The sequence below is a fragment of the Sphingomonas panni genome, from assembly GCF_022664435.1.
GTDB lineage: Bacteria > Pseudomonadota > Alphaproteobacteria > Sphingomonadales > Sphingomonadaceae > Sphingomonas > Sphingomonas panni.
On the sequence record NZ_JAKREU010000002.1, the window covers coordinates 103,512 to 124,542 of the forward strand.

16 protein-coding genes are annotated in these 21,031 nt (G+C 66.6%); 6 read left to right on the plus strand and 10 right to left on the minus strand.

Going from position 1 to position 21,031, the window contains the following annotated elements; translation table 11 throughout:
- Positions 1-4: 4 nt before the first annotated feature.
- From MF609_RS05235 to MF609_RS05245, 3 genes are all read left to right on the plus strand, one after another.
- A complete protein-coding gene (locus tag MF609_RS05235) occupies positions 5-1,033 on the plus strand; it encodes a methionine synthase (RefSeq protein ID WP_242415261.1) in 1,029 nt (342 codons plus the stop codon).
- 114 nt (positions 1,034-1,147) lie between these two features.
- Positions 1,148-1,927, plus strand: a complete 780-nt coding sequence (locus MF609_RS05240; protein WP_242415262.1) for an alpha/beta fold hydrolase — start codon at positions 1,148-1,150, stop codon at positions 1,925-1,927.
- A gap of 41 nt (positions 1,928-1,968) precedes the next feature.
- The gene (locus MF609_RS05245) at positions 1,969-2,772 is read left to right on the plus strand and encodes an SDR family NAD(P)-dependent oxidoreductase (RefSeq protein WP_242415263.1); all 804 of its coding nucleotides are present in this window, start codon (positions 1,969-1,971) and stop codon (positions 2,770-2,772) included.
- A 43-nt stretch (positions 2,773-2,815) separates the two neighbouring features.
- Here the strand turns inward: MF609_RS05245 and MF609_RS05250 are convergent, their stop codons facing one another.
- From MF609_RS05250 to MF609_RS05275, 6 genes are all read right to left on the minus strand, one after another.
- Complete coding sequence (locus tag MF609_RS05250) at positions 2,816-3,709, minus strand: SDR family oxidoreductase (protein ID WP_242415601.1); 894 nt, start codon at positions 3,707-3,709, stop codon at positions 2,816-2,818.
- 47 nt (positions 3,710-3,756) lie between these two features.
- A complete protein-coding gene (locus MF609_RS05255; RefSeq protein WP_242415264.1) occupies positions 3,757-5,583 on the minus strand; it encodes a glycoside hydrolase family 15 protein in 1,827 nt (608 codons plus the stop codon).
- 150 nt (positions 5,584-5,733) lie between these two features.
- A complete protein-coding gene (locus tag MF609_RS05260; RefSeq protein ID WP_242415265.1) occupies positions 5,734-6,309 on the minus strand; it encodes a class I SAM-dependent methyltransferase in 576 nt (191 codons plus the stop codon).
- Positions 6,306-6,959, minus strand: coding sequence for a PIG-L deacetylase family protein (locus tag MF609_RS05265; RefSeq protein ID WP_242415266.1), 654 nt, complete (start codon positions 6,957-6,959; stop codon positions 6,306-6,308). The genes MF609_RS05260 and MF609_RS05265 overlap by 4 nt, the downstream gene beginning before the upstream one ends.
- Positions 6,956-7,951, minus strand: coding sequence for an acyl-CoA dehydrogenase family protein (locus MF609_RS05270; RefSeq protein WP_242415267.1), 996 nt, complete (start codon positions 7,949-7,951; stop codon positions 6,956-6,958). The genes MF609_RS05265 and MF609_RS05270 overlap by 4 nt, the downstream gene beginning before the upstream one ends.
- Entirely contained in the window at positions 7,948-8,976 is a 1,029-nt protein-coding gene (locus MF609_RS05275; protein WP_242415268.1) for a glycosyltransferase family 2 protein, read from the minus strand. Before MF609_RS05275 ends, MF609_RS05270 begins: the two co-directional genes overlap by 4 nt.
- A 320-nt stretch (positions 8,977-9,296) precedes the next feature.
- Between MF609_RS05275 and MF609_RS05280 the strand changes: the two genes are divergently transcribed.
- Positions 9,297-11,069 carry an HWE histidine kinase domain-containing protein gene (locus MF609_RS05280; protein ID WP_242415269.1) on the plus strand — a complete coding sequence of 591 codons (1,773 nt, stop codon included), beginning with the start codon at positions 9,297-9,299 and terminating at the stop codon, positions 11,067-11,069.
- A 22-nt stretch (positions 11,070-11,091) separates the two neighbouring features.
- Here MF609_RS05280 and MF609_RS05285 read toward each other — a convergent pair whose 3' ends face one another.
- Complete coding sequence (locus MF609_RS05285; RefSeq protein ID WP_242415270.1) at positions 11,092-13,281, minus strand: glycoside hydrolase family 3 N-terminal domain-containing protein; 2,190 nt, start codon at positions 13,279-13,281, stop codon at positions 11,092-11,094.
- Positions 13,282-13,487: 206 nt separating this feature from the next.
- On the opposite strand from MF609_RS05285, the gene MF609_RS05290 reads away from it, so the two are divergent.
- Positions 13,488-16,028: a TonB-dependent receptor domain-containing protein gene (locus MF609_RS05290; RefSeq protein WP_242415271.1), complete on the plus strand. Its 2,541-nt coding sequence runs from the start codon at positions 13,488-13,490 to the stop codon at positions 16,026-16,028.
- A gap of 56 nt (positions 16,029-16,084) precedes the next feature.
- A complete protein-coding gene (locus tag MF609_RS05295; RefSeq protein ID WP_242415272.1) occupies positions 16,085-18,148 on the plus strand; it encodes a hypothetical protein in 2,064 nt (687 codons plus the stop codon).
- Here the strand turns inward: MF609_RS05295 and MF609_RS05300 are convergent.
- The 3 genes from MF609_RS05300 to MF609_RS05310 form a co-directional block, all read right to left on the minus strand.
- Entirely contained in the window at positions 18,123-18,797 is a 675-nt protein-coding gene (locus tag MF609_RS05300; protein WP_242415273.1) for a DUF6445 family protein, read from the minus strand. The genes MF609_RS05295 and MF609_RS05300 overlap by 26 nt on opposite strands.
- The gene (locus MF609_RS05305; RefSeq protein WP_242415274.1) at positions 18,794-20,299 is read right to left on the minus strand and encodes a tryptophan halogenase family protein; all 1,506 of its coding nucleotides are present in this window, start codon (positions 20,297-20,299) and stop codon (positions 18,794-18,796) included. Before MF609_RS05305 ends, MF609_RS05300 begins: the two co-directional genes overlap by 4 nt.
- A 95-nt stretch (positions 20,300-20,394) precedes the next feature.
- Positions 20,395-21,009 carry a TetR/AcrR family transcriptional regulator gene (locus MF609_RS05310; RefSeq protein WP_242415275.1) on the minus strand — a complete coding sequence of 205 codons (615 nt, stop codon included), beginning with the start codon at positions 21,007-21,009 and terminating at the stop codon, positions 20,395-20,397.
- Positions 21,010-21,031 lie beyond the last annotated feature (22 nt).

The following is a 21,031-nucleotide window of genomic DNA, read 5'->3' on the forward strand; positions in this document are numbered from 1 at the left end:
CGACATGACGACATTGTTGCCGACGACAACCGCGGGCAGCCTGCCCAAACCGTGCTGGCTCGCCGAGCCAGAAACCCTGTGGTCGCCGTGGAAGCTGACCGGCGACGCATTGGTCGCGGGCAAGCGCGACGCGCTGCGTCTCGCGGTCGAGGATCAGCGCCAGGCCGGGATCGACATTCTGGGCGATGGTGAACAGACGCGCCAGCATTTCGTCACTACCTTCATCGAGCATCTGGCGGGCGTCGATTTCCAGAAGCGCGAGACGGTCCGCATCCGCAACCGCTACGACGCCAGCGTGCCCACGGTCACGGGTGCCGTGTCCCGCCCCGAACCGGTGTTCGTCGACGACGCCCGTTTCCTGCGCGCGCAGACCGATCGGCCGATCAAATGGACTCTGCCGGGTCCGATGACGATGATCGACACGCTGTACGACGCCCATTACCGAAGCCGGGAACGGCTCGCCTGGGAATTTGCCTGCATTTTGAACGAGGAGGCGCGGGAGCTGGTGGCCGCCGGCGTCGACATCGTCCAGTTCGACGAACCGGCGTTCAACGTCTTCTTCGACGAAGCGAACGACTGGGGCATCGCAACACTCGAGCGTGCGGCACAGGGACTGAACGCCGAGACCGCCGTCCATATCTGCTACGGCTATGGCATTCCGGCCAATACGGAATGGAAGAAGACGCTCGGATCGGAATGGCGGCAATATGAGCGGACCTTCCCCAATCTCCAGAAGTCGTCGATCGATATCGTCTCGCTGGAATGCCATAATTCGCGTGTCCCGCTGGACCTCATCGAACTGATCCGGGGCAAGAAGGTGATGGTCGGGGCGATCGATGTCGCGACCGATACGGTCGAGACGCCGGAAGAGGTTGCCGCCACCCTGCGCAGCGCGCTGCGCTTCATCGATGCCGACAAGCTGTATCCGGCGACCAATTGCGGGATGGCGCCGCTGTCCCGCAGCGTTGCGCAGGGGAAGCTGAAGGCGCTGGGAGCCGGGGCAGCGATCGTCCGCCGCGAGCTATCTTCCTGACCGGCCGGGCTTTCTCGCCTGGAAGGGTCATCACGGACTAATTGGCGGCCATGTGGAACAGCATGGCCGTCCCCGCTTTACACACCCGTCGCAGCTTGATGGGAAGATCGCCGGATGCCGAGAGTGTTTCTGCTGCACGCCCTTGGCTCGAGCGCGCGCGAATGGGACGACATCGTCGAGGCCCTCGGCGAAGGTTTCGAATGCGTCGCCTTGAACATTCCCGGGTTTGGCGACACCCCGGATGCCGATCTGGACTTGGCAGGCCTGCTCGCCTGGTTTGCGGGAGAGGTTTCCGCCCGACCGTTTCAGCCATGGTCGGTGGTCGGGCACAGCATGGGCGGCAAGATCGCCACGCTCGCCGCCGCCCGGGCAGGCGACGGAGACGCCGCCTTTGCCGGGCTGAGCGCCGTCGTCCTGCTCGCCGCCTCTCCCCCCGCCCCGGAACCGATGGACGATGCCCGCCGGCAGCAAATGCTCGGCTGGATCGCCGATGGCCGGATCGATCGGGAAGAGGCCGCAGCCTTCGTCGACGACAATTGCGCAGCCCGGTTGCCGGATATCGTTCGGGAAAAGGCGATCGAGGACGTCATGCGTGCCGGTCCGCTGGCGTGGCGCGCATGGCTGGAAAGGGGCAGCCGCGAGGACTGGCGCGACTCGGTCGGGAGCATTTCGCTGCCGACGCTGATCGTCGCGGGCGGTGAGGACGGTGATCTGGGTGAAGACGCGCAGCGTCGCCTGAACCTGCCCCACTATCCCGATGCCCGGCTGGAGGTCTTGGCCGGCGCGGCACATCTGCTGCCGTACGAAGCCGCGTCTGAGACGGCCGCGTTGATCGCTGGGCATATCCGGTCGGCATTGCCCGAACCAACCGCGCAGGTCCTGCTGCAGGACTAGACCCGTCGATTTCGCCCGCTTGGGCTTTTGGGAGAAACATAGTGGATCTGGGTATCAAGGGTCGCATCGCGCTGATCAGCGGCGCGGATTCAGGAATGGGCAAGGAAACTGCCCGACTGCTGCTCGAAGCCGGCGTGCGGGTCGCGCTGACTGACAAGGACGGCGGCACGCTGGACGAGGCTGCGGCGGACCTCAAGCGGCTTGGCGACGTCGTCGCGGTGACGGGCGATGTGACGAAGGCCGCCGACGTCGCCGAAATCTGGCGGCAGGTGCGGGAGCAACTGGGTGCGCCCGACATCTTCGTCAACGCAGCCGGTGTTACCGGCGCGACGGGGGATTTCCTCGAGGTGGACGATGCCGGCTGGCTGGAAACGCTCGACATCAACCTGATGGGCGCGGTTCGCATGTGTCGCGAGGCGATCCCCGCGATGCGTAAGCGTGGCTGGGGTCGTATCGTCCTCTTCTCCTCGGAGGACGCGGTACAGCCCTATGTCGATGAACTCGCCTATTGCGCATCGAAGGCGGGGATCAACAGCTTGGCCAAGGGACTGTCCAAGGCCTATGGCTGCGACAATGTCCTCGTGAACACCGTCTCACCGGCATTCATCGCGACACCGATGACCGACGCCATGATGCGCAAGCGCGCCGAGGAAAAGGGCGTGTCCTTCGACGAAGCGATCGAAAGTTTCCTTGAGGAGGAACGTCCCGGGATGGTCCTGAAGCGTCGCGGCAAGGCCGAGGAAGTGGCCGCCGCCGCCGTGTTCCTGTGTTCCGAGCGCGCAAGCTTCATCAACGGCGCCGGCATTCGTGTCGACTCCGGCTCGGTTTTCACGGTGGCAAGCTGAGCGATATCGGCCCCGGCGCTGTCCATGCGCCGGGGCCGATCATTCAGGCGACGCCCGCGCCGCCGGTCACGCCATATACTTCGCCGGTGATGTAGCTGCCTTCCTGGCTGGCGAGCAGGACATAGACCGGCGCGATCTCGACCGGTTGCCCCGGACGGCCGAACTGGCTCTGCGACCCGAACTGCATCACCTTTTCCTGCGGCTGTCCGCCCGATGGTTGCAGCGGCGTCCAGAACGGGCCCGGCGCAACGACATTGGCGCGAATGCCCTTTTCGATCAGCTGCGCCGCCAGCGCCTTGGTATAGGCGACGATCCCGGCCTTGGTGGTGGCATAGTCGAGGAGGATCGCTGACGGATCATAGGCCTGTACCGACGCCGTCGTGATGACCGCTGCGCCGGTCGGCAGGTGCGGCACCGCCGCCTGCGCGATCCAGTGCATCGCGTACAGGTTCGTCTTCATCGTCCGGTCGAAATCCGCCGACGACACCTCCGCGACGCTGTCGCGGCTCTGCTGATGCCCGGCATTGATGACGAGGATGTCCAGGCCACCCAGCTGCTCGACCGCCTGTTCGACCATCGTCCGGCACCAGTTCTCGTCGGTGATGTCGCCCGGGAGGTCGACGGCGGTGCGCCCTTCCGCCGCAATCAGCTTGAGTACTTCCGCGGCATCTTCCCGCTCGGCCGGTAGATAGGAGATGGCGACATCCGCCCCTTCGCGCGCAAAGGCGATCGCCGCCGCGCGACCGATGCCGCTGTCGCCACCGGTCACCAGCGCCTTGCGCCCGACGAGCTTGCCGGCACCCTTGTAGCTGGTTTCGCCGTGATCGGGCACCGGGTCCATCTTCGCCGTCGATCCCGGCACCGGCTGCGGCTGCTCGGGAAAGGGCGGCTGCGGATATTGCGTACGGGGATCCTGCATGGTCAGGCGATCGGTCATCATCATCTCCGGTGGGAAGGAAGTCCTGTAAACCATTGAAAGGCAATTCAGTCGCAGGCTGCTTCGCCATTCAGGACGGAAAGCGCCATCACATGCGCCAGATGGCTCAGCCCCTGCGGCAGGTTGCCGAGGAACGCCCCGCTGTCGGGATCGATCATCTCCGCCAATATGCCGTGCCCGTGCGACAGCCCGTCGTTCAATCGGTCGAGCATCGATCGCGCTACCTCGCGCTGGTCGAGCAATGCCCTCGCCTCCACCATCCAGAACGAACAGGCGAGGAAACACCCCTCCTCCCGTGCCATGCCGGAATAGCGATAGTGGAACGCCCCGGCCCCCAGTTCGCGGTCGATCGCGTCGAGCGTCAGGCGCAGTCGTTCGGCGCCGTCGAACCCGAAACGGACCGCCAGTGCCAGCGAGGCGTCGATCTTGTCGCTGCCGGGAAACATCACGAACGCCTGCTGGCTGTCGGACCAGCATTCCGCCTCGATCCAGTCCTTGATCCGGTCCCGTTCGCGCTGCCAGCGTTCGCGACAGGTCGTCGGCAACTGCCCCTGGTCGGCCAGCTCCACCGCGCGCGCCAGCCCCTGCCAGCAGCTGATCTTCGACATGGTATAGTGCTGCTGTTCGGGAAGCTCCCAGATGCCAGCATCCGGCAGCCGCCAGCGGTCGGCGCACTCGTCGGCCAGCTGCGACAGGAACGCAGCGCTGGCACTGTCGAGGATATTGCCGTTGGCGACGAAGCACGACGCCGTCTCGAAGATATCGCCATAGACGCCGTGCTGCGCCTGATCGGTGGCGAGGTTGCCGGTGACCACCGGCCGCGAACCGCGATAGCCCGGCATCGCCCATTCGGTCACGCCGGGCACGATCCCGCCGTCGAGCCGGTAGCAGACGCGCGTGCCAGTATTGCGCAACTGGTTCAGCAGCCAGGTAAACGCCGCCTTGGCCTCCGCCTCCGCACCGGCGGTCAGGAACGCCTTGATCGTATAGCCGGCATCGCGAACCCAGGCGTAGCGATAATCGAAATTCTTCTCGCCGCCGATCCCTTCGGGCACCGAGGTCGTCGCCGCCGCCGCGATCGCCCCGGACGGCGAATAGAGCAGCAGCTTCAGCGCCAGCGCGCTGCGGAGGAAGGCGGGGCGGTCGTCACCAGCATAGGTAACCCCGGCGGACCAGTCGCGCCATTCCCGATCGGACACGTCGATGCGGGCGTCGATTTCCTCGATCGTCGGTGCGACCAGCGGCTCGTCCTGTCCGGCGACGATCGCGACCGTGCGCCGATCGCCCGCCCGGACGACGATTTCGCCGGTGATGCCCTCGTCCGCCCAGCAACAGGTGATACGCGGATCATGGACGAACAGGCCCAGCACGCGCTCGACATGGAAGACGGTGTGCCGCCCGATCGTCGAATGATAGGGATTGACGGTATCCCCCCGCCGCCCCGGCCGCATCGTCAGCGCGAACCGGACGGTCCCGTCCAGCCCCTCCACCCGGCGTGCCAGTTCGGCCCAGGGAAGGCGCCCGGCCGTCCCGCTATTGAGCGATTCGGTGAGCTTCGCCCGGCCATCGGCGGTGACGAAGATCGTCTCCAGCACGTTGCTGTCCTGGCGATATCGCCGTTCAACGGTGAACGGCACATCCGGCACCAGACTGAAGCGCCCACCGCCCTGCGCATCGAGCAGCCGGTCGAACAGCGGCGGGGAATCCAGGTTGGGAACGCACCACCAATCGATCGACCCGTCGCTGCCCGACAGCACCACCGACCTGCCATCGCCCAGCGCGCCATAGCATTCGAGGGGCAGATTGCCGTCGATGCGTTGCTGTGCCGTATCGGGCGAACTCGTTGCGATGCGCTCGATCAACGTTTTCAGCATCCGAAGGGACGGCCATGCTGCGCCCCGCGGCGGCTGCGTTCGTCGTCCGTCATATGCTGCTTCCTCATTGCGATGAGCAGCTACAATGTTTCTGATCCAGGTTGGTTCTGACCGACGGATTTATCCCGGCCAGTCGGAACGCTGCTGCACCTAATTTCGGCGGGCCACGACCACCTGCCATCTCGATCGGTAACGGACGGCGCGTAGCTTCCACGTCACCCCGGTCAGGCTGAGGAACCGCGCCTGGATCCCGGCGGCGTGCTGCGCGAAGTCGTAATAGTCGACCCGGTGATGCGCGAGGACCAACCGTCCGCCCGGACGCAGCGCTTCCGCAACGTTCAAGGCCACCGCACGCATCTGACGGGGCGACAAATAGTACAGCAGTTCCGCGATTACGACCGCGTCATAGCGGACGCGCGGAAAACGTGCCGGCAGGGCGAGCTTGATCGCCCGGCTACGCGGCCAACTCGCGATGGCGCGAGCGGTCAGCCTCGTTCCCTCCGCAGTCCCCTCTGTCGCATCCAGCCGCAACGCGCGGCGCGCAATCGCGCGACTGTTCGACCCGTTACCGCTCGCCAGTTCGAGGACGCGACCGAGCGGCCCCGGCCCCAGTGCATGAAGGATGGCCGCGCGTTTCACCGCCTCGTCCCGGTTGGAGAAGGTGCGCCACGGATCGTCGTCGCCCGCGAACTTGTCCGCAAATCCGCTCAGATCGATCGTCCTCATCCACGTTCCTCGACGAACCGTTCGACCGGATGCGCGAAAACCGCCAGTTCATGGCGGGCGATCGAGAAGCCGTGCGGATCATCGCGTATCGCTCCCAATTGGCTGCGATGCGACCGGATCAGCGACCGCTTCGCCGCCGCCCCGCCGGGCAACGAAACGGTCCGGCAGCGCAGGGCGGACCGCCGTTGCGGCGGCCATACCTGATAGGTCAGTCGGCGTCCGCCAAACCGGAAGTATCGCAGCGCCCGAGCGACTGCGCGATGATCGGGATGCGCGTCGGCATTGGCCGGACCGACCAGCAGGTCGACCTTTCCATGCCGTCGCAGTGCGCGATGCAGCGCCGCACGGCACCGGTCCGCTCCGGCAGATAACTGCCCGTCCGGGAGCCGCAGAAAGGTCACTGCTTCCCGCCGAACGCTCAGGCGGCAAAGCGCATGAAGACTTTCCCGCTCGCGGGTCGCCGTCAGCCGGGCGGGCGGCCATGCCACGCTATTCGGGTGCGATGCCGCGCCGTCGCTGACCACGATTACCGCCACCGCGCTACCCTGCCGCCGCAGCGCCGCGATCAACGCCGCCGCCCCGATTACCTCGTCATCGGGATGGGGCGCGACGACAACCGCCCGGCGAACATCGGTAATGCGCAACTTCACAGCGACGGGCTCAGCAGACCCGATTGCACTGCCCGCCCGACCCGAAGGCGCTGCGCATCGGGCACGGGCTGGCGCAGATAGACGGCGAGGTCGCTCAACTGCGCCGACAGCGGGTGCGTCAGAAACTGTCCGGCCAGCCCGACCGCCCCTTGCGCGATCGTGATCGCCTGCTCCGCCGCATCGGTGATCGACAGTCGCGCCGCCGCCACTCGTGCCAGCCGTGCTTCCTCCGTAGACGCATCGTCGAACCAGAGACGCGCAGTCCGCCGCACGATCGCAGCCGCCCTGTCGGCAAGTCCGAACAATTCGGCCAGCCGGGCCGACTGGAACGGATCGTCGGCACGGCCGGTCTCGATCAGGTGCGTCCGGGTCCGGTCGAAAATACCGGCGATGCCGCCCGCATGGACCGCCACGAACCGCAATGCCCCGCCGCTGAACCAGGGTTCCCTAGCATAGGCGGCGGGCGGGCCGATGCGATCGCCGTCCTCGATCCGGGCATCGTGCCAGCGGACCTGATGGGTCTCCGACCGCTGCATCCCGGTGACACGCCACCAGTCGCGGTCGATCGCCGGCACCACCCGCGCGAGATCGAGCAGCAGGAGTTGGGGCCCGTCCGGTCCGTCGGCCGTGACCAGCGCATGGCTCAGCACCCCGGCACCGGAGGCAAAGCTCTTTCCCCCGGACAGCCGCGCTCCGTCCAACCGGAGCGGTTCATCGGCAAGGCCCGCGTTCCAGACGCCCAGCGTCGCCCCCGCCGCGATTGCCTGCCGCAGCCGTTCGCACTGTTCGACCGTCGCATAACGCTGCACGATCTGCACCGCGTCGACATGCCCCTCCAGAAGCCGGCCGAGCGGCAGGTCGCGACGACCGCATTCGTACAGCACGCGCAGCAACGCCACGAACGCATCGGCCGTCGGCGGGTCGCCGGACGGCGCGTCGGCCCATCCGGCGGCCGCGATGGCATTGCGCAGATCGGCTGCCATGCCGCTCATGCGGCGATCTCGCACCGCTGCTCTTCCAGTCCGGTCAGAATATCCTCCGCTTCGTCCAACGATACCAGTCCGTCATGAACGGTCGGGGGCGGGACGACCCGCATCGCGAACGCCTCCGCATTCGGACAATCCCGCGCCACCCCCAACACATGATCGGCGGCCAATCCAAGCCGCTCGGCCAGAACCGTCCGCGTGCCGAGCTGGTCGATGCTCGCAAAGCTTTCCCGCGCACTCGCCTGCCCCCGCCATTGCCAGGACGATCCACGCGGATCGGCCATGCGCGGCCTGTCGCCCCGGTCCAACGACAGCAACAGCCCGGCAAGTCCGCCGACGCTTCGGCCCGAACGGCGCGAGGACGTCTCGACCACCATCGCCCCGTCCCGCCGCACCCGCAGACCGGCGCGGGCGGCATCGTCGAGCAGGCGGCCATCCTCTCCGCTCGGCAGGTGCAGGAAGCCGCCCATCGCGCGATAGGCGCTGGCCCGGATCGCCAGATTGGCTCCGCCGCCGAAATGATGCGTGTCCCGTGCCTCCCACGGCACCGGATCGATGGTCCGGCGATACCGGTGCAGCCGGTCGTAAAATTGTTCGATCCGCGTAGCCTGCGGATCGCCGACCGCGTCGGTGCGCACGATCCGTCCCGCAACGACGTCTGCCTCCGCAAGCGCCCGGCACCCTGCCAGCAACCAGTCGCGTCGCGGCAGGCTGTCGGCATCGGTGGTGAAGATCAGCCCGTCGCCGCCATCCAGTATCGCCAACCCCATCGCCACCGCGGCCGCTCGGGCCGCACCGGCATTCGGCCCGGCCGTCGCGCTGCCATGTGCAACCGACAGGCGGAAGGGCAATGTCGGACCGATCCGCTGCAACAGCACCGCACTGCCGTCCCGGCAGTCGTCGAGATACAGACAGACGTGCAGCAGCGTGCGATCCCCCGAAAGGTCGCCGACAGCGGTCAACAGCGCCGGCAGCAGCGCGGCCTCGTTTCGCGCCGGAATGCACAGCACCATGGGCAGATCGTGCGGCACATCCATTCTCCCATGCGACCCAGTACGAAAGAGTCGCGGATTTTCCGGCTTCCGGGATCGGGTGGTCCACCCCGTCAAACAGTCATCATGTAGGATAGCACGCAATATCATTCCTTGATCGATATCAATCGCCTATCGGCCGGTGGAAACGCTGGTCCTTGGCGGTCGCGGGCGAAACGCGAGAGGCGCGTCCGTTGCGAGAACGCCGGTGTAAGCCTCGCGCCCACCGGCCGCCCGCCGATTGTTCCGTAGACCGAACGAAATCGTATGCTATTGGAACGTGCAGGCTGGCGGAGTGCCTGCTTTTACGGGCCAAAACGATGCCGCACGCGAAGTCGCTACCAGCGCTCGATCAATTGCTGACCTGGTCGCTGGACCGGCCTGTCACCCGACCGGCACGGTATCTCATCGCGACGCTCGTCATTGCCGTCGTGGCGGTATTCCGGGCGTCCGCGATCACCTCGATCCTGCCATGGCTCCTGTTCATCCCGCCCATCCTGCTCATCGCCCTGATGCTGGGCCGCGGGCCAGGCATCTATGCCAGCGTCCTCGCCATGGTCGCCGCCGCAGCGTCGATCGGTCGCCCCGACAACGCGTTCTGGCTGACCGAGGTACAATGGGTCGCAAGCGTCATCTTCCTGATGATCGCGCTCGGCGTCGCCCTGCTGGCCGCCGACGTGCGCGCGGCGTTCGAACGCGCTCGGCGCCTGACCGCAGAAAAGGACCACGCCCTCCAGCGACTGGCCGATCGCGAATCCTTTCTGACGAGTGTGCTGGCCAGCTCGACCGATTGCATCAAGATCCTCGATCTCGACGCCCGCCTCACCTTCATGTCCGAAGGCGGCAAGGAGGTGATGGAGGTCAGCGATTTCAACGCGATCCATGGTTGCGCCTGGCCCGATTTCTGGGAAGGACAGGGCAATGCGGACGCAAAGGCGGCCGTCGCCATGGCAAAGGCCGGCCAGAGCAGCAGCTTCATCGGCAAGGCATCGACGATGGCCGGCAACGAACGGTGGTGGCACGTCGCCGTCAGCCCGGTGGTCGGCACCGACGGCACCCCGTCGAGCATTCTGTCGGTCTCCCGCGACATTACCGCCATGCGCGCTGCCGAGGCGGAAAGCAGCCGGCTGACCCGGATCGTCGAGAACAGCAAGGATTTCATCGCCGTCATCGGGCTGGACGGATCGGTCTCGTTCGTGAACGACGCCGGACTGGCGATGGTCGGCGTCGACCGGTCGCAGGTGGCGTCGATGAACATCGCCGACTTCTTCGCGGCGGAAGACGCCGACGCGATCCATGCCGAGCTACTGCCGGCCGTCGATCGCGACGGCAGCTGGGCCGGCGAACGGCAGCTTCGCCATTGGCCCAGGGACGAAGCGATACCCGTCTTGTGCACCATCTTCCCCATCGTCGATCCCGACGGCTCCGCCCTCGGCTATGCCACCGTCACGCGCGACAATCGCGGACAGCATCAGGCACGCCGGCAACAGGAATTGTTGAACGACGAACTCAGCCATCGCCTGAAGAACGTGATGGCCGTCGTACAGTCGGTGGCGTCGCAGACGCTTCGTCAGGCAACCGATCTGCGCTCGGCGAACGAGGCACTGGGTGCGCGCCTGACCGCGCTTTCGCAGGCGACCGATGTCCTGACGGCAAAATCGTGGATGGAGGCGGACCTGCACGAGGTCATCGGGCGGACGCTTGCCCCGCACGGCGTCGGTGATCGGCTCGACCTGCACGGTCCGGCTATCACCCTGAAGCCGCAGGTCACGATGGCATTTGCGCTGGCGCTGCACGAACTGGCGACCAATGCGTGCAAATACGGCGCGCTTTCGGTCGAAGTCGGTCGTGTCGCCCTGTCCTGGCAGATCTCGGACGGAGCGTCCGCTGAAGAACCTCGTTTCCAGTTGGAGTGGCGGGAAAAGGGTGGCCCTCCGGTGGCGCGGCCGGACCGCCACGGCTTCGGCTCCCGGATGATCGAACAGTCGCTCCGAGCCTATTTCCAGGGCGACGCACTGTTGGACTTCGAGCCGACGGGACTGATCTTCACGTTGAACGCGCCATTGGCCGAGGCTGGCCGGCTTCGCGATTGACGCCGCCTGTCGTCGCCATGCGCTATTCCAGGCGAAATGCTCCTGCTATCTCGGTGCCCGCTCCCGCGTCGACCCACAGATCGAACATGCCGGGTTCGATCTGCCAACGGCCATCGCCGGTAACCAGCGCCAGTGCATCGGCGGCGATGCGAAGTTCGACCCGGGTCTCGTCGCCCGCGGCCAGCGTCACGCGCTGGAACGCCTTCATCTGTCGCGCCGGTCGCGTCCGGCTGGCCACCCGATCGTGCACGTCGAGTCGGACAAGGGCTTCTCCACGCCGCGTCCCGACATTGCGTACCCGTACCGACACCGGCACTATCGCCCCGGCCGCGATCGTTGCCGGCACCTGCAGGTCGGACAGTGCGAAGCGGGTATAGCCCATTCCCGATCCGAACGGGTAAAGTGCCCTGTCAGCCGCATCGCGCCAATGACTGCGCCCGGCCGCCATCGGTTCGGCATCCGGTGCCGGTCGCCCGGTGCTGCGTCGGTCGTAGGACCAGGGCTGCTGGCCGGTGGCGAGCGGAAAGCTGACCGGCAACCTTGCCGTCGGCTCGACCGCACCGAACAAGATGTCGGCGACGGCCGGACCGGTCTGTTCGCCCAGGAACCAGGTGGCGAGCAGCGCCGGGGCGTCGCGCACCGCTCCGGTCAGCGCCAGTGCGCGACCATGGCGCAGCAGCACGACGACGGGCGTGCCGGTCGCTGCGATGGCTTCGGCCAGCGCCTGCTGCGCGGCGGGGACGGTGATCTCGACGCGGCTGTTACCCTCGCCCGACATGTCGGCGCCCTCGCCGATGGCGAGCAGGACGATATCGGCGGCACGCGCAGCGGCGACCGCCCGCTCGATGCCGCCGGGCAAGGGTTCGGTGATACCGCTGCCGGCCTCGACGATCAGCGATGCCGGATCGCCCATCGCCCCGCGCAGACCGGTCGCCAAGTCGATACCCCGCGCGGAATCTCCCGCAAAGCACCATGGTCCGTTCAGGTTCGCGCGATCCGCGCCGAACGGGCCGATCAGCGCCAGCTTCTTGCCCCGCCGCGCGATCGGCAACAGGTCGCCATCGTTGCGCAACAGGACGATGGATCGGGTCGCCACCGTGCGGGCCATGTCCCGGACCGCCTTGCTGCCCGTCTCCCGCCGCTCCGCCCGCGGGTCGAGCGACCGATAAGGATCGTCGAACAGGCCGAGCCGCTCCTTCAGGATCAGCACCCGTCGCACCGCCTGGTCGACGGCGGCGATCGGTACCTGCCCCGCCTCCACCAACGCCGACAAGTGGCGCTGATACAGACCGCTCTGCATCGACATGTCGATCCCGGCAAGGATGGCGAGCCGCGCCGCATCGGCTTCGTCGGCGGCGATGCCATGGGCGATCAACTCGCGGTCGGCATCGTAATCCGACACGCATACCCCGTCGAACCGCAGATCGCCGCGAAGCAGATTGGTCAGCAATGGCCGGTTCGCGCTGACGGGAACGCCGTTGAAATCGGTGAACGACGCCATCGTCGCGCCGGCCCCGGCGGCAAAGGCCGCGGCGAACGGCGGCACGAACGTCTCGCGCAGTGCGGCCATGCTCATGTCGACCGCCGCATATTCCATGCCGCCCCGCACCGCGCCATAGCCGACGAAATGCTTGGGGGTGGCCAGCAGCGCGTCGGGCTTCGTCAGGTCCGGCCCCTGAAATCCCTCGACCCGCGCGGACGCTAGCAGGCAGTTGAGCAGCACATCCTCGCCCGCCCCCTCCGCAACCCTGCCCCAGCGCTGATCGCGCGCCACATCGACCATCGGCGCGAAGGTCCAATGGATGCCATTCGCCGTCGTCTCCCGTGCGACCGCCCGTGCCGCGCGCCGCGACAGGTCCGGGTCGAACGCTGCAGCCTCCGCCAGCGGGATGGGAAAGATCGTCCGGCAGCCGTGCAGGACGTCAGCAGCAAAGACCAGCGGGATGCCCAACCGGCTCTCCAGCGCCGCTGCCTGCGCCCGCCGCGCCCCGGCCACGCCATAGCCGTTGAAGAGCATCCCGACCCGTCCGGCACGGATATCGGCGAGCATCGCCTCCGCCCCGCGCGGCGAAACGACCGGATTGAACACGGCCCCCACCGGGCGAATCTCGTCGTTGAAGCAGCTGAGCTGTCCGGCCTTCTCCGCCAGCGTCATCCGTGCGATCAGCGCCTCGATCCGCGGCGATGCCACACGACCCGCGCCACCGACCATTATCCCGGCAGTCGCCAACAACGACGTCTGCAACATTTTCCGTCGGTTAAAGCCGGCGGTCCGACACCATTGTTGCGCAATCGCCACAGCAGAACTTTCTCATCCGGTCGAAGGTATACCATGATTGCCGCCATGGACGCCGCCGTCTAGATGTAACCGGTCCCAGAAACGATGGGACCAACGAAGTTCGAGGGTGGGAGAGGATCATGTCGAGTTTCAACCGCAATGTCGCGCGTGCAGCGTTGCTGGCCGGTGCAGCATTGCTGCCGACGGTCGCATGGGCGCAGACCCCTCCGGCCGATTCCGCCACGACGACGACCGCCGACGCCGCCATGACCGATGACGAACAGGACGTGATCGTCGTCACCGGCACCACCTCGCGCGATCGCCCGCTCATCACCGCATCGGCCGACATCACGCTCGCCGACCGGGCCGATATCGACCGGCGCGCACCGCGCTCGACCGCCGACATGCTCGAACTGGTCCCTGGCATCTTCGTCGAGGCAACGGCGGGCCAGGTATCGAACAACTATTCGGTCCGCGGCCTTCAGGGCGGCGGGCAGCGCTTCGTGCAGTTGCAGGAGGACGGCATGCCGATCCTGTACGGCGGCGGCGGGGCCGACTTCTTCTTCGATCAGGACCTGACCATCGATCGTCTCGAAGCGGTCAAGGGCGGTTCATCGGGCGTGCTGACCGTCAACGGTGCCGGTGCGACGATCAACTTCATCTCGAAGCGCCCGAATTTCAACGAAGCCGAGGGCGCGGCACGCGTCAGCGCCTACAACTACGGCATGAAGCGCGGCGAATTCTATTATTCGCAGCCGCTGAGCGACAAGCTCGCTTTCAATGTCGGCGGCTATATCCAGTCCAGCCCCGGCGTGCGCGAAAATCCGTTCGACTATGCCGGCTGGCGGTTGAAGGGGATGCTCGAATATCGCTTCGACGATGGCGGCTATGCCCGTCTGTCGGCCAAGGGCGGCGATGTCGAAAATGCCTATTACGCGACGATGCCGTACCGCCTCGACGGTGGAAAGGTGCGCGGCATTCCGGGTCTCGACACGCAGGACGGCAATGTCGGCGGCGATTCCTTCGCCAATATCGCGGTGCCGGTGTCGACCTTCGCCCATCCCAGCGGCTTCCGCGAGTTCCGCTATCGCGACGGGATCAAGGCGAAGACCGCGCAGGTCCGCTTCGACATCGAAAAGCCGGTGGGCGAGACGGTCGACCTGTTCGCCCATGTCCGCTATCTGAAATACTCCTACGACTTCAACGGCCTATTCCCCGGTTCGGGTACCGGCAATGCCGGCCTGACCAGCGCGCAGAATTACCTGACGCCCGGTGCCACCTCGCCGATCAACGACCTGCTGACGCTTGGCCGTGCGGCCTATCCGGCGGCGACGCGCTTCGGGATCAAGAACCTGCGGACCGGGGTGGTGCTGGGGTCGAACCAGACCGCGCAGCTCGCCGCCCTTGCCGGCAACGGCTTCCTTCAGCGCACCACGCTGAATCACGACTATATCGACGGTCGCGACTTCGGCGCGAATGTCGGCGGTCGCTGGGAATATGAGAACGACCGGTTCAAGAACTCGCTGACCGCTGGCGTCATGTATTACAACGTGATCCGCAAGCAGGATCAGTCGGCCACCGCCAGCATGGTCAACGACGTGCGGACCAACAGCGACGTGTACGACATCGTCGCGCTGGACGGTAACAATCAGGTCATCGGCACGCTGTCGGACAACGGCCTCGTTTCCTATGGCGACTGGGGCGCCGGTATCCGCGAGCGTCGGGATTCGGCGGTATCGCTGTACGTGAACGACGAAGTCGCGTTCGGCGACCTCCGCGTCGACGGCGGCGTACGCTGGGAAAGCGACGACGCGACCGCGCTCGACGGCAACCAGCTGGCCGTGAACCAGCCGGTTCAGCCCGGTGTCGGCGGCGTCATCCGCAATGTCGGCTCCAGCTTCGACGGCACCTTCACCACGCGGCAGCGCACGCAGCGCAAGGCGTCGTGGACGGTCGGTGCGAACTATCTCATCACGCCGAACTTCTCGGTCTATGCCCGCTATGCCAACGGGTTCCAGACCAACAATGTCGACCCGATCACCACGATCGAACTGTATGAAGCCGGCGTCCGCTACCAATATGGCCGTCTCTTCTCCGGTTCGGCGACCGTGTTCCGCACCAATTTCGACAATCAGAACTACAACTTCGCCAACCCCACCAACCCCTCGCAGCAGCAGAACCTGAACGCCGACCTGCGGACCAAGGGCGTCGAGATCGACTTCGTCGTGCGCCCGACCAACTGGTTCTCGGTCGACTTCCAGGGCGTGTTCCAGGACCCGCAGCTGCTCAACCTGCAGCTCGACGGTGTCGATCAGGGGGCGGCGTTCGAGGGCAACCGGCCGGAACGGACCCCGGCCCAGCTGTTCACCATCCTGCCAACGCTCACGCTGCCCAACGGGGTCGGCGACATCTATGCCCGGTACAAGTTCGTTGGGAAGATTTTCGCCGACAACGGCAACGGCATCGCCCTGCCCAGCTATGGCGTGACCGGGATCGGCGTGAACCTGAACCTCAGCAAGCGGGTGCAGTTGAACCTGAACGCGGACAACGTGTTCGACGTGGTGGGCCTGACCGAAGGCAATCCTCGCCAGGGACAGACGCAGGCGATCACCGACGGCTATTTCTACGCTCGCGGTATCGTCGGCCCGACCTATGGCGGGACGCTGACGTTCCGGTTCTGAACGAAGGGGGTGTCGCGGCGTAGTGCGGCACCCCGCCCTTGCGGAAGAGGTGGTGGATGAAGACCGTGGCGCGGTGGATGCTGGCAGGGGCGATGCTGGCCGGGACGGGACTGGCAGTCGCGCAACGGCCCGTAACGGCACCCGAACTCGCCTATCAACTCACCGAAGGGCAGAATCTCAACGCTTTCGTTCGCGAGGGGCCGGTGGCGGCGCATCTGCTGCTGCGCAACGGCAGCGATCCGCGCATTCTCATTGCCTTTCCGGCCGGGAACAGCGGCGTCGGTCTGTGGTTCGACACGGTACCGCGCGGTGCGACGTGGCGGATGGAGCAGGCGCCCCGTCCGACCAGCGCACCGGGCATCGCCGGACCGCAGCCGGCGGTCGTCACGATCGCCACTATCGATGCGCCGCTGCTGCGGATCAAGCAGGCGGTGTTGTCTTCGATCCGCTTCCTGCGCGACTATCAATCGGTCGGCCGCTTCCCGAAGGAGGTAGCGGTCGATCCCGTCATCGCGGGCAATACGATCCGTTGGAGCCGCCCGCGCCTCGACGGAAAGCCGGGCTATCTGCTGCAAGTGCGGCTGTTGTCGGGCAGCATCCGGGGCGGCGCGCTGGTAGCCGATGCCGGCCGGCCGCTGCGCATGGAAATCACTGCGTCGAGCGGCGAAACCCCGCTGACCGGTCTTGCCGAAAACGAACTGCTGAACGCGCGCGCCGCCAAGGATCCGGCGGCACGCAACGCGCTGCGCTTCCTGAGCTATCGCGAGAAATTCCTCGCCGGCTCCTGGCGGTTCCAGACCTATTTCGGGCGGGACACGCTGATGTCGCTCCGGCTGCTGATGCCGGTCCTGCAACCCCAGGCGATCGAAGCCGGGCTCGGATCGGTCCTCGCCCGACTGGATGCGCGCGGCGATGTCGCGCATGAAGAGGGCATTGGCGAGTTCGCGGTGGTCGACCGTCGCCAGCATGGCGGCAGCGGCGATGCGGCGGTGCTCGACTATGCGATGGTCGACGACGACTATATGCTGGCACCGGTCGCTGCGACCTATCTGCTCGACCATGGCATGCCGACCCGCGCCCGCGCCTTTCTCGAGAAGAAGTTGGCGAGCGAAGGCGTACCCGGCACCACCGAACCCGCCGGCAAGGCGCTGGTCCGCAACCTGCGCTTCGTCATCGACACCGCGCGTCCCTTTGCCGACAATCCTCGTTATGCGCAGCTGGTGGCGATCGGCAAGGGCCGGCTGACCGGACAGTGGCGCGACAGCGAGGAAGGGCTGGGTCGCGGGCGCTATGCCTATGACGTCAACGCCGTGTTCGTACCGGCGGCGCTGGAGGCAACGGCGCGGTTGCTGCGCGCCGGGTTGCTCGACCGGTACCTGACGGCCGGGGACCGTGCGGCGCTGGGTCGAGCGGAGGCGATGGCGACCGTCTGGCGCACCCGTGCGCCGGCGCTGTTCCGTGTGTCGACACCGGCCGCGCAGGCACGGCCCCGGATCGAAGCCTATGCGCGCAGCCTTGGCATTCCCGCCGCACCGGCACTGGCGTCGCTCGGCGCCGCGCCGCTGACCTTCCACGCCATCGCCCTGGACGATGGCGGTCGGCCGATCCCCATCGCCAATTCCGACGAAGGCTTCGCTCTGATGTTCGCCGATCCGTCGCCGGCGGACCTGGAAACCTATGTCACCGCCGCGATGCGGCCGTTCCCGGCGGGGTTGATGACCGATATCGGTATGCTGGTCGCCAACGCGGCGCAGACCGATGCGACGGTGCAGGCGCGCTTCACGCCCGCGGCCTATCACGGCGCGGTCGTGTGGTCGTGGCAGCAGGCGCTGTTCGCCGCCGGCCTTGAACGCCAGCTCGCCCGTCGCGACCTGCCGTCCTCAACTCGTGCGGTATTGACGCGCGCACAGGCAACGTTGTGGCAAGCGATCAACGCCGCCCGCGCGACGCAGAGTTCGGAACTCTGGTCCTGGGACTATAGCGGCGGCCGCTATCGGGTCGTCGCCTTCGGTGCCGGCAAGCAGGACGTCGACGAATCCAACGCCGCACAGCTGTGGAGCACGGTCTATCTGGCGGTACAGCCGCCCCGCACGCTCAGCCCAGCGAGAGGAAAGCGGTAACCGTCAACCGGCCGCGCAGCGGATCGGCGCTGAGCGTCGCCGTGGCCGGTATCTTCCCGCTGTGGAGAAGCGCGCTGCGATAGATCACTGCCCGGTTCGGTCGTGCCTCCGCAGTCGATATCTGTTCGAAGAACGGCGTCGATCCGTCGATATAGGCGGACGGCGGCGGGGCCGAAGCGACCTCGGCACGGACGGCATCCAGATAGGCCGACGCGCGCGTCGCATCGATCGTTTCGAAGCCGGTCGCGCGGTGGCGATAAAAGGCCGTGCCGCCGGCCCCCTCCCCGCCCATATAATGGACCAGCGCGATCCGGTCCGGCTCGACCGCGTCATAATGCGGCACGCGTTGCTGGACCGAGAGGGCGTCGGGCGGCGTGGTGACGATCGAAAAGCTCGCATCGAGCAACGCGACCCCGGCACGATGGCCGAACACGCCCGCCAGCACCTGCGACAAGGCGGGCCGAACCGCTTGGAAATAATCGTCGGGCAAGGCTGCACGCACGCCCGGATAGTGCCGTCGCGCGGGTTCGAACCGCGCCGTCGCGGCGAACGCGCGCAGGCTCGACGGATCGGGGTGGAAGTGATCGACGATCGCGATCGGCTCCCGCTCCAGTCCGATCCGCCGGCCGACGATATCGGGTGCCGTCATGATGTGCCGAGCATCGCCGCCAGTGCCGCATCATGCAGGGGCAGTGTCGGTGCCGCCCGCGCCACCACCTCCGCGATCTGCCGGACCTGCGCCCGGTTGGTGGTGCTGTCGATCGCGTCGGCCAGCGGGTTATAGCCCTGCGCGACGATCCCCTGCCCGTTCAGCACCGCCAGCCAGCTCGCCTCGCGGAACAGTTCGTCGGGATCGAGGATGATCCGCCCGGACCGACGATACTGCTCCTCCCGCGCACGCAGGCTGTCGGGCAGCGGCATCGTCCGGCAATGCCGCCAGAGCGGGTCGTCGCGCCCGCTGGTGGCGTGATAGTGCAGGATCAGGAAATCCTTGATTCCGTCCATGTCGCGGGCGAACACCTCGTTGAACCGGTCGGCCAGCGCCGGATCGAAGTCGCGGTTGGGGAACAGCGTCAGCAGCTTGGTGATGCCGCTCTGGATCAGGTGGATGCTGGTCGATTCGAGCGGTTCGAGGAAGCCGGACGACAGTCCGATCGCGACGACGTTGCCCCGCCACGGTCGCCGCCGCGTGCCCGCCGTGAAGCGCAGGAACCGCGGTTCGGCCAGCGCTTCGCCATCCAGACTGCCGAGCAACGTCGCCGCAGCCTCGTCATCGGACAGATAGCGTCCGGCATAGACATAGCCGTTGCCGGTGCGATGCTGGAGCGGGATGCGCCACTGCCACCCCGCCGCCCGCGCGGTGGACCGAGTGAAGGGCGTGGTCGCCGCAACGCGGGCGCAGGGAACCGCGACCGCGCGGTCGCATGGCAGCCAGTGCGACCAATCCTCATACCCCTCCCCCATCGCACCCGCGATCAGCAAGGCGCGAAACCCGGAGCAGTCGATGAACAGGTCGCCTTCGATCCGCTCCCCCCGTTCGGTGGTCAGTGCGGTGACGAAGCCGGTTTCACCGTCACGCTCGACATGATGCAGCTTGCCCTCGATGCGCGTCACACCGGCGCTTTCGCTCAACCGTCGCAGATAGGCGGCGTACAGCCCGGCATCGAAATGATAGGCATAGCCGAGCGTCGACAGGATCGAACGGGCATCACCTGTCGGCTTGGCGAACCGCCCTTGTGCCGCCAGCTGCGCCGCCAGCGATAATGCAGACAGCGGCACGTCCAGCCCTTCGGCCTGCGCCTTCAGCCAGCGATGGTGGAACGCGACCCCGGGCAACGGGGCGCCGAACTGTCCGAAGGGATGGAAATAACGATGTCCCGGCGCGGTCCAGTCGACGAATTCGATGCCCAGCTTGAAGGTCGCCTGCGTCGCGCGCACGAACGCCGCCTCGTCGATCCCGACCAGTTCGTTGAACCAGTGGATGGTCGGGATCGTCGCCTCACCGACCCCGACCGTGCCGATCGCGTCGGATTCCAGCAGGGTGATGGCGACCGCATCGCCAAGGCTGCGCGACAATGCCGCCGCCGTCATCCATCCGGCGGTACCGCCCCCCAGGATGACGACGCGGCGAACTCGATCGGGTGCTTGCATGGCCTTTGGTAACCGGGCGCGGTCGCGTTGAGAACCGGATTACGACGCCTGCCGGCGAAAGACGCACGGCGTTCCGCACCGCCTGCCGCCACGCGTCAAACACTGCTCCCATCGAAACTCCGGGCAGCAGCGCCAAGCGACTCCCGGACCCGCGCCAGCGCCATTTCCACCGGTTCCGTCTCGCCCATCAACGCGAACGCCCCGGCAAGGTCGAACGCGCAATGGCCATGCACCGTCGCCACCAGCGACCGCGCCAGCGACGGCACCAGCGGTGCGGCGGCCGGGGGCAGAACCGCAGCTACTTCCTCGACCACGATCCGCGTCAATTCCCCACGCAACCGGTCCTGTTCCTCCGGCAGCGTAAGGTCCGCAGGCAAATGGTGGTCGTAGATCGCCAGCCACAGGTTTCGATGACTCCGGGCAAAGGCGAAATAGCTTTCGACGAGGCAACGGATACGATCCGCGCCGCCGACGTCGAGCGCGCTGCGCAACTGAGCGGTCCATAGTTGAAACGTGCGGGTGTTGATCGCGAGGAGAAAGCGGTCGTAGCTGCCGAACACATTGTACAGAGTGCCGATCGAATAGCCGATCCGCTTGGCCACTTCCCGGGCGGAGAAGCGCGCAAAGCCCACCTCCGCCATATGCTTGTGGCCCTCGACCACCAGCATCTGTTCGATCTGGGGTCTGGTGTGATCTGATCGGCGTCCCATCACCGCTTCTTAACGACCGTCG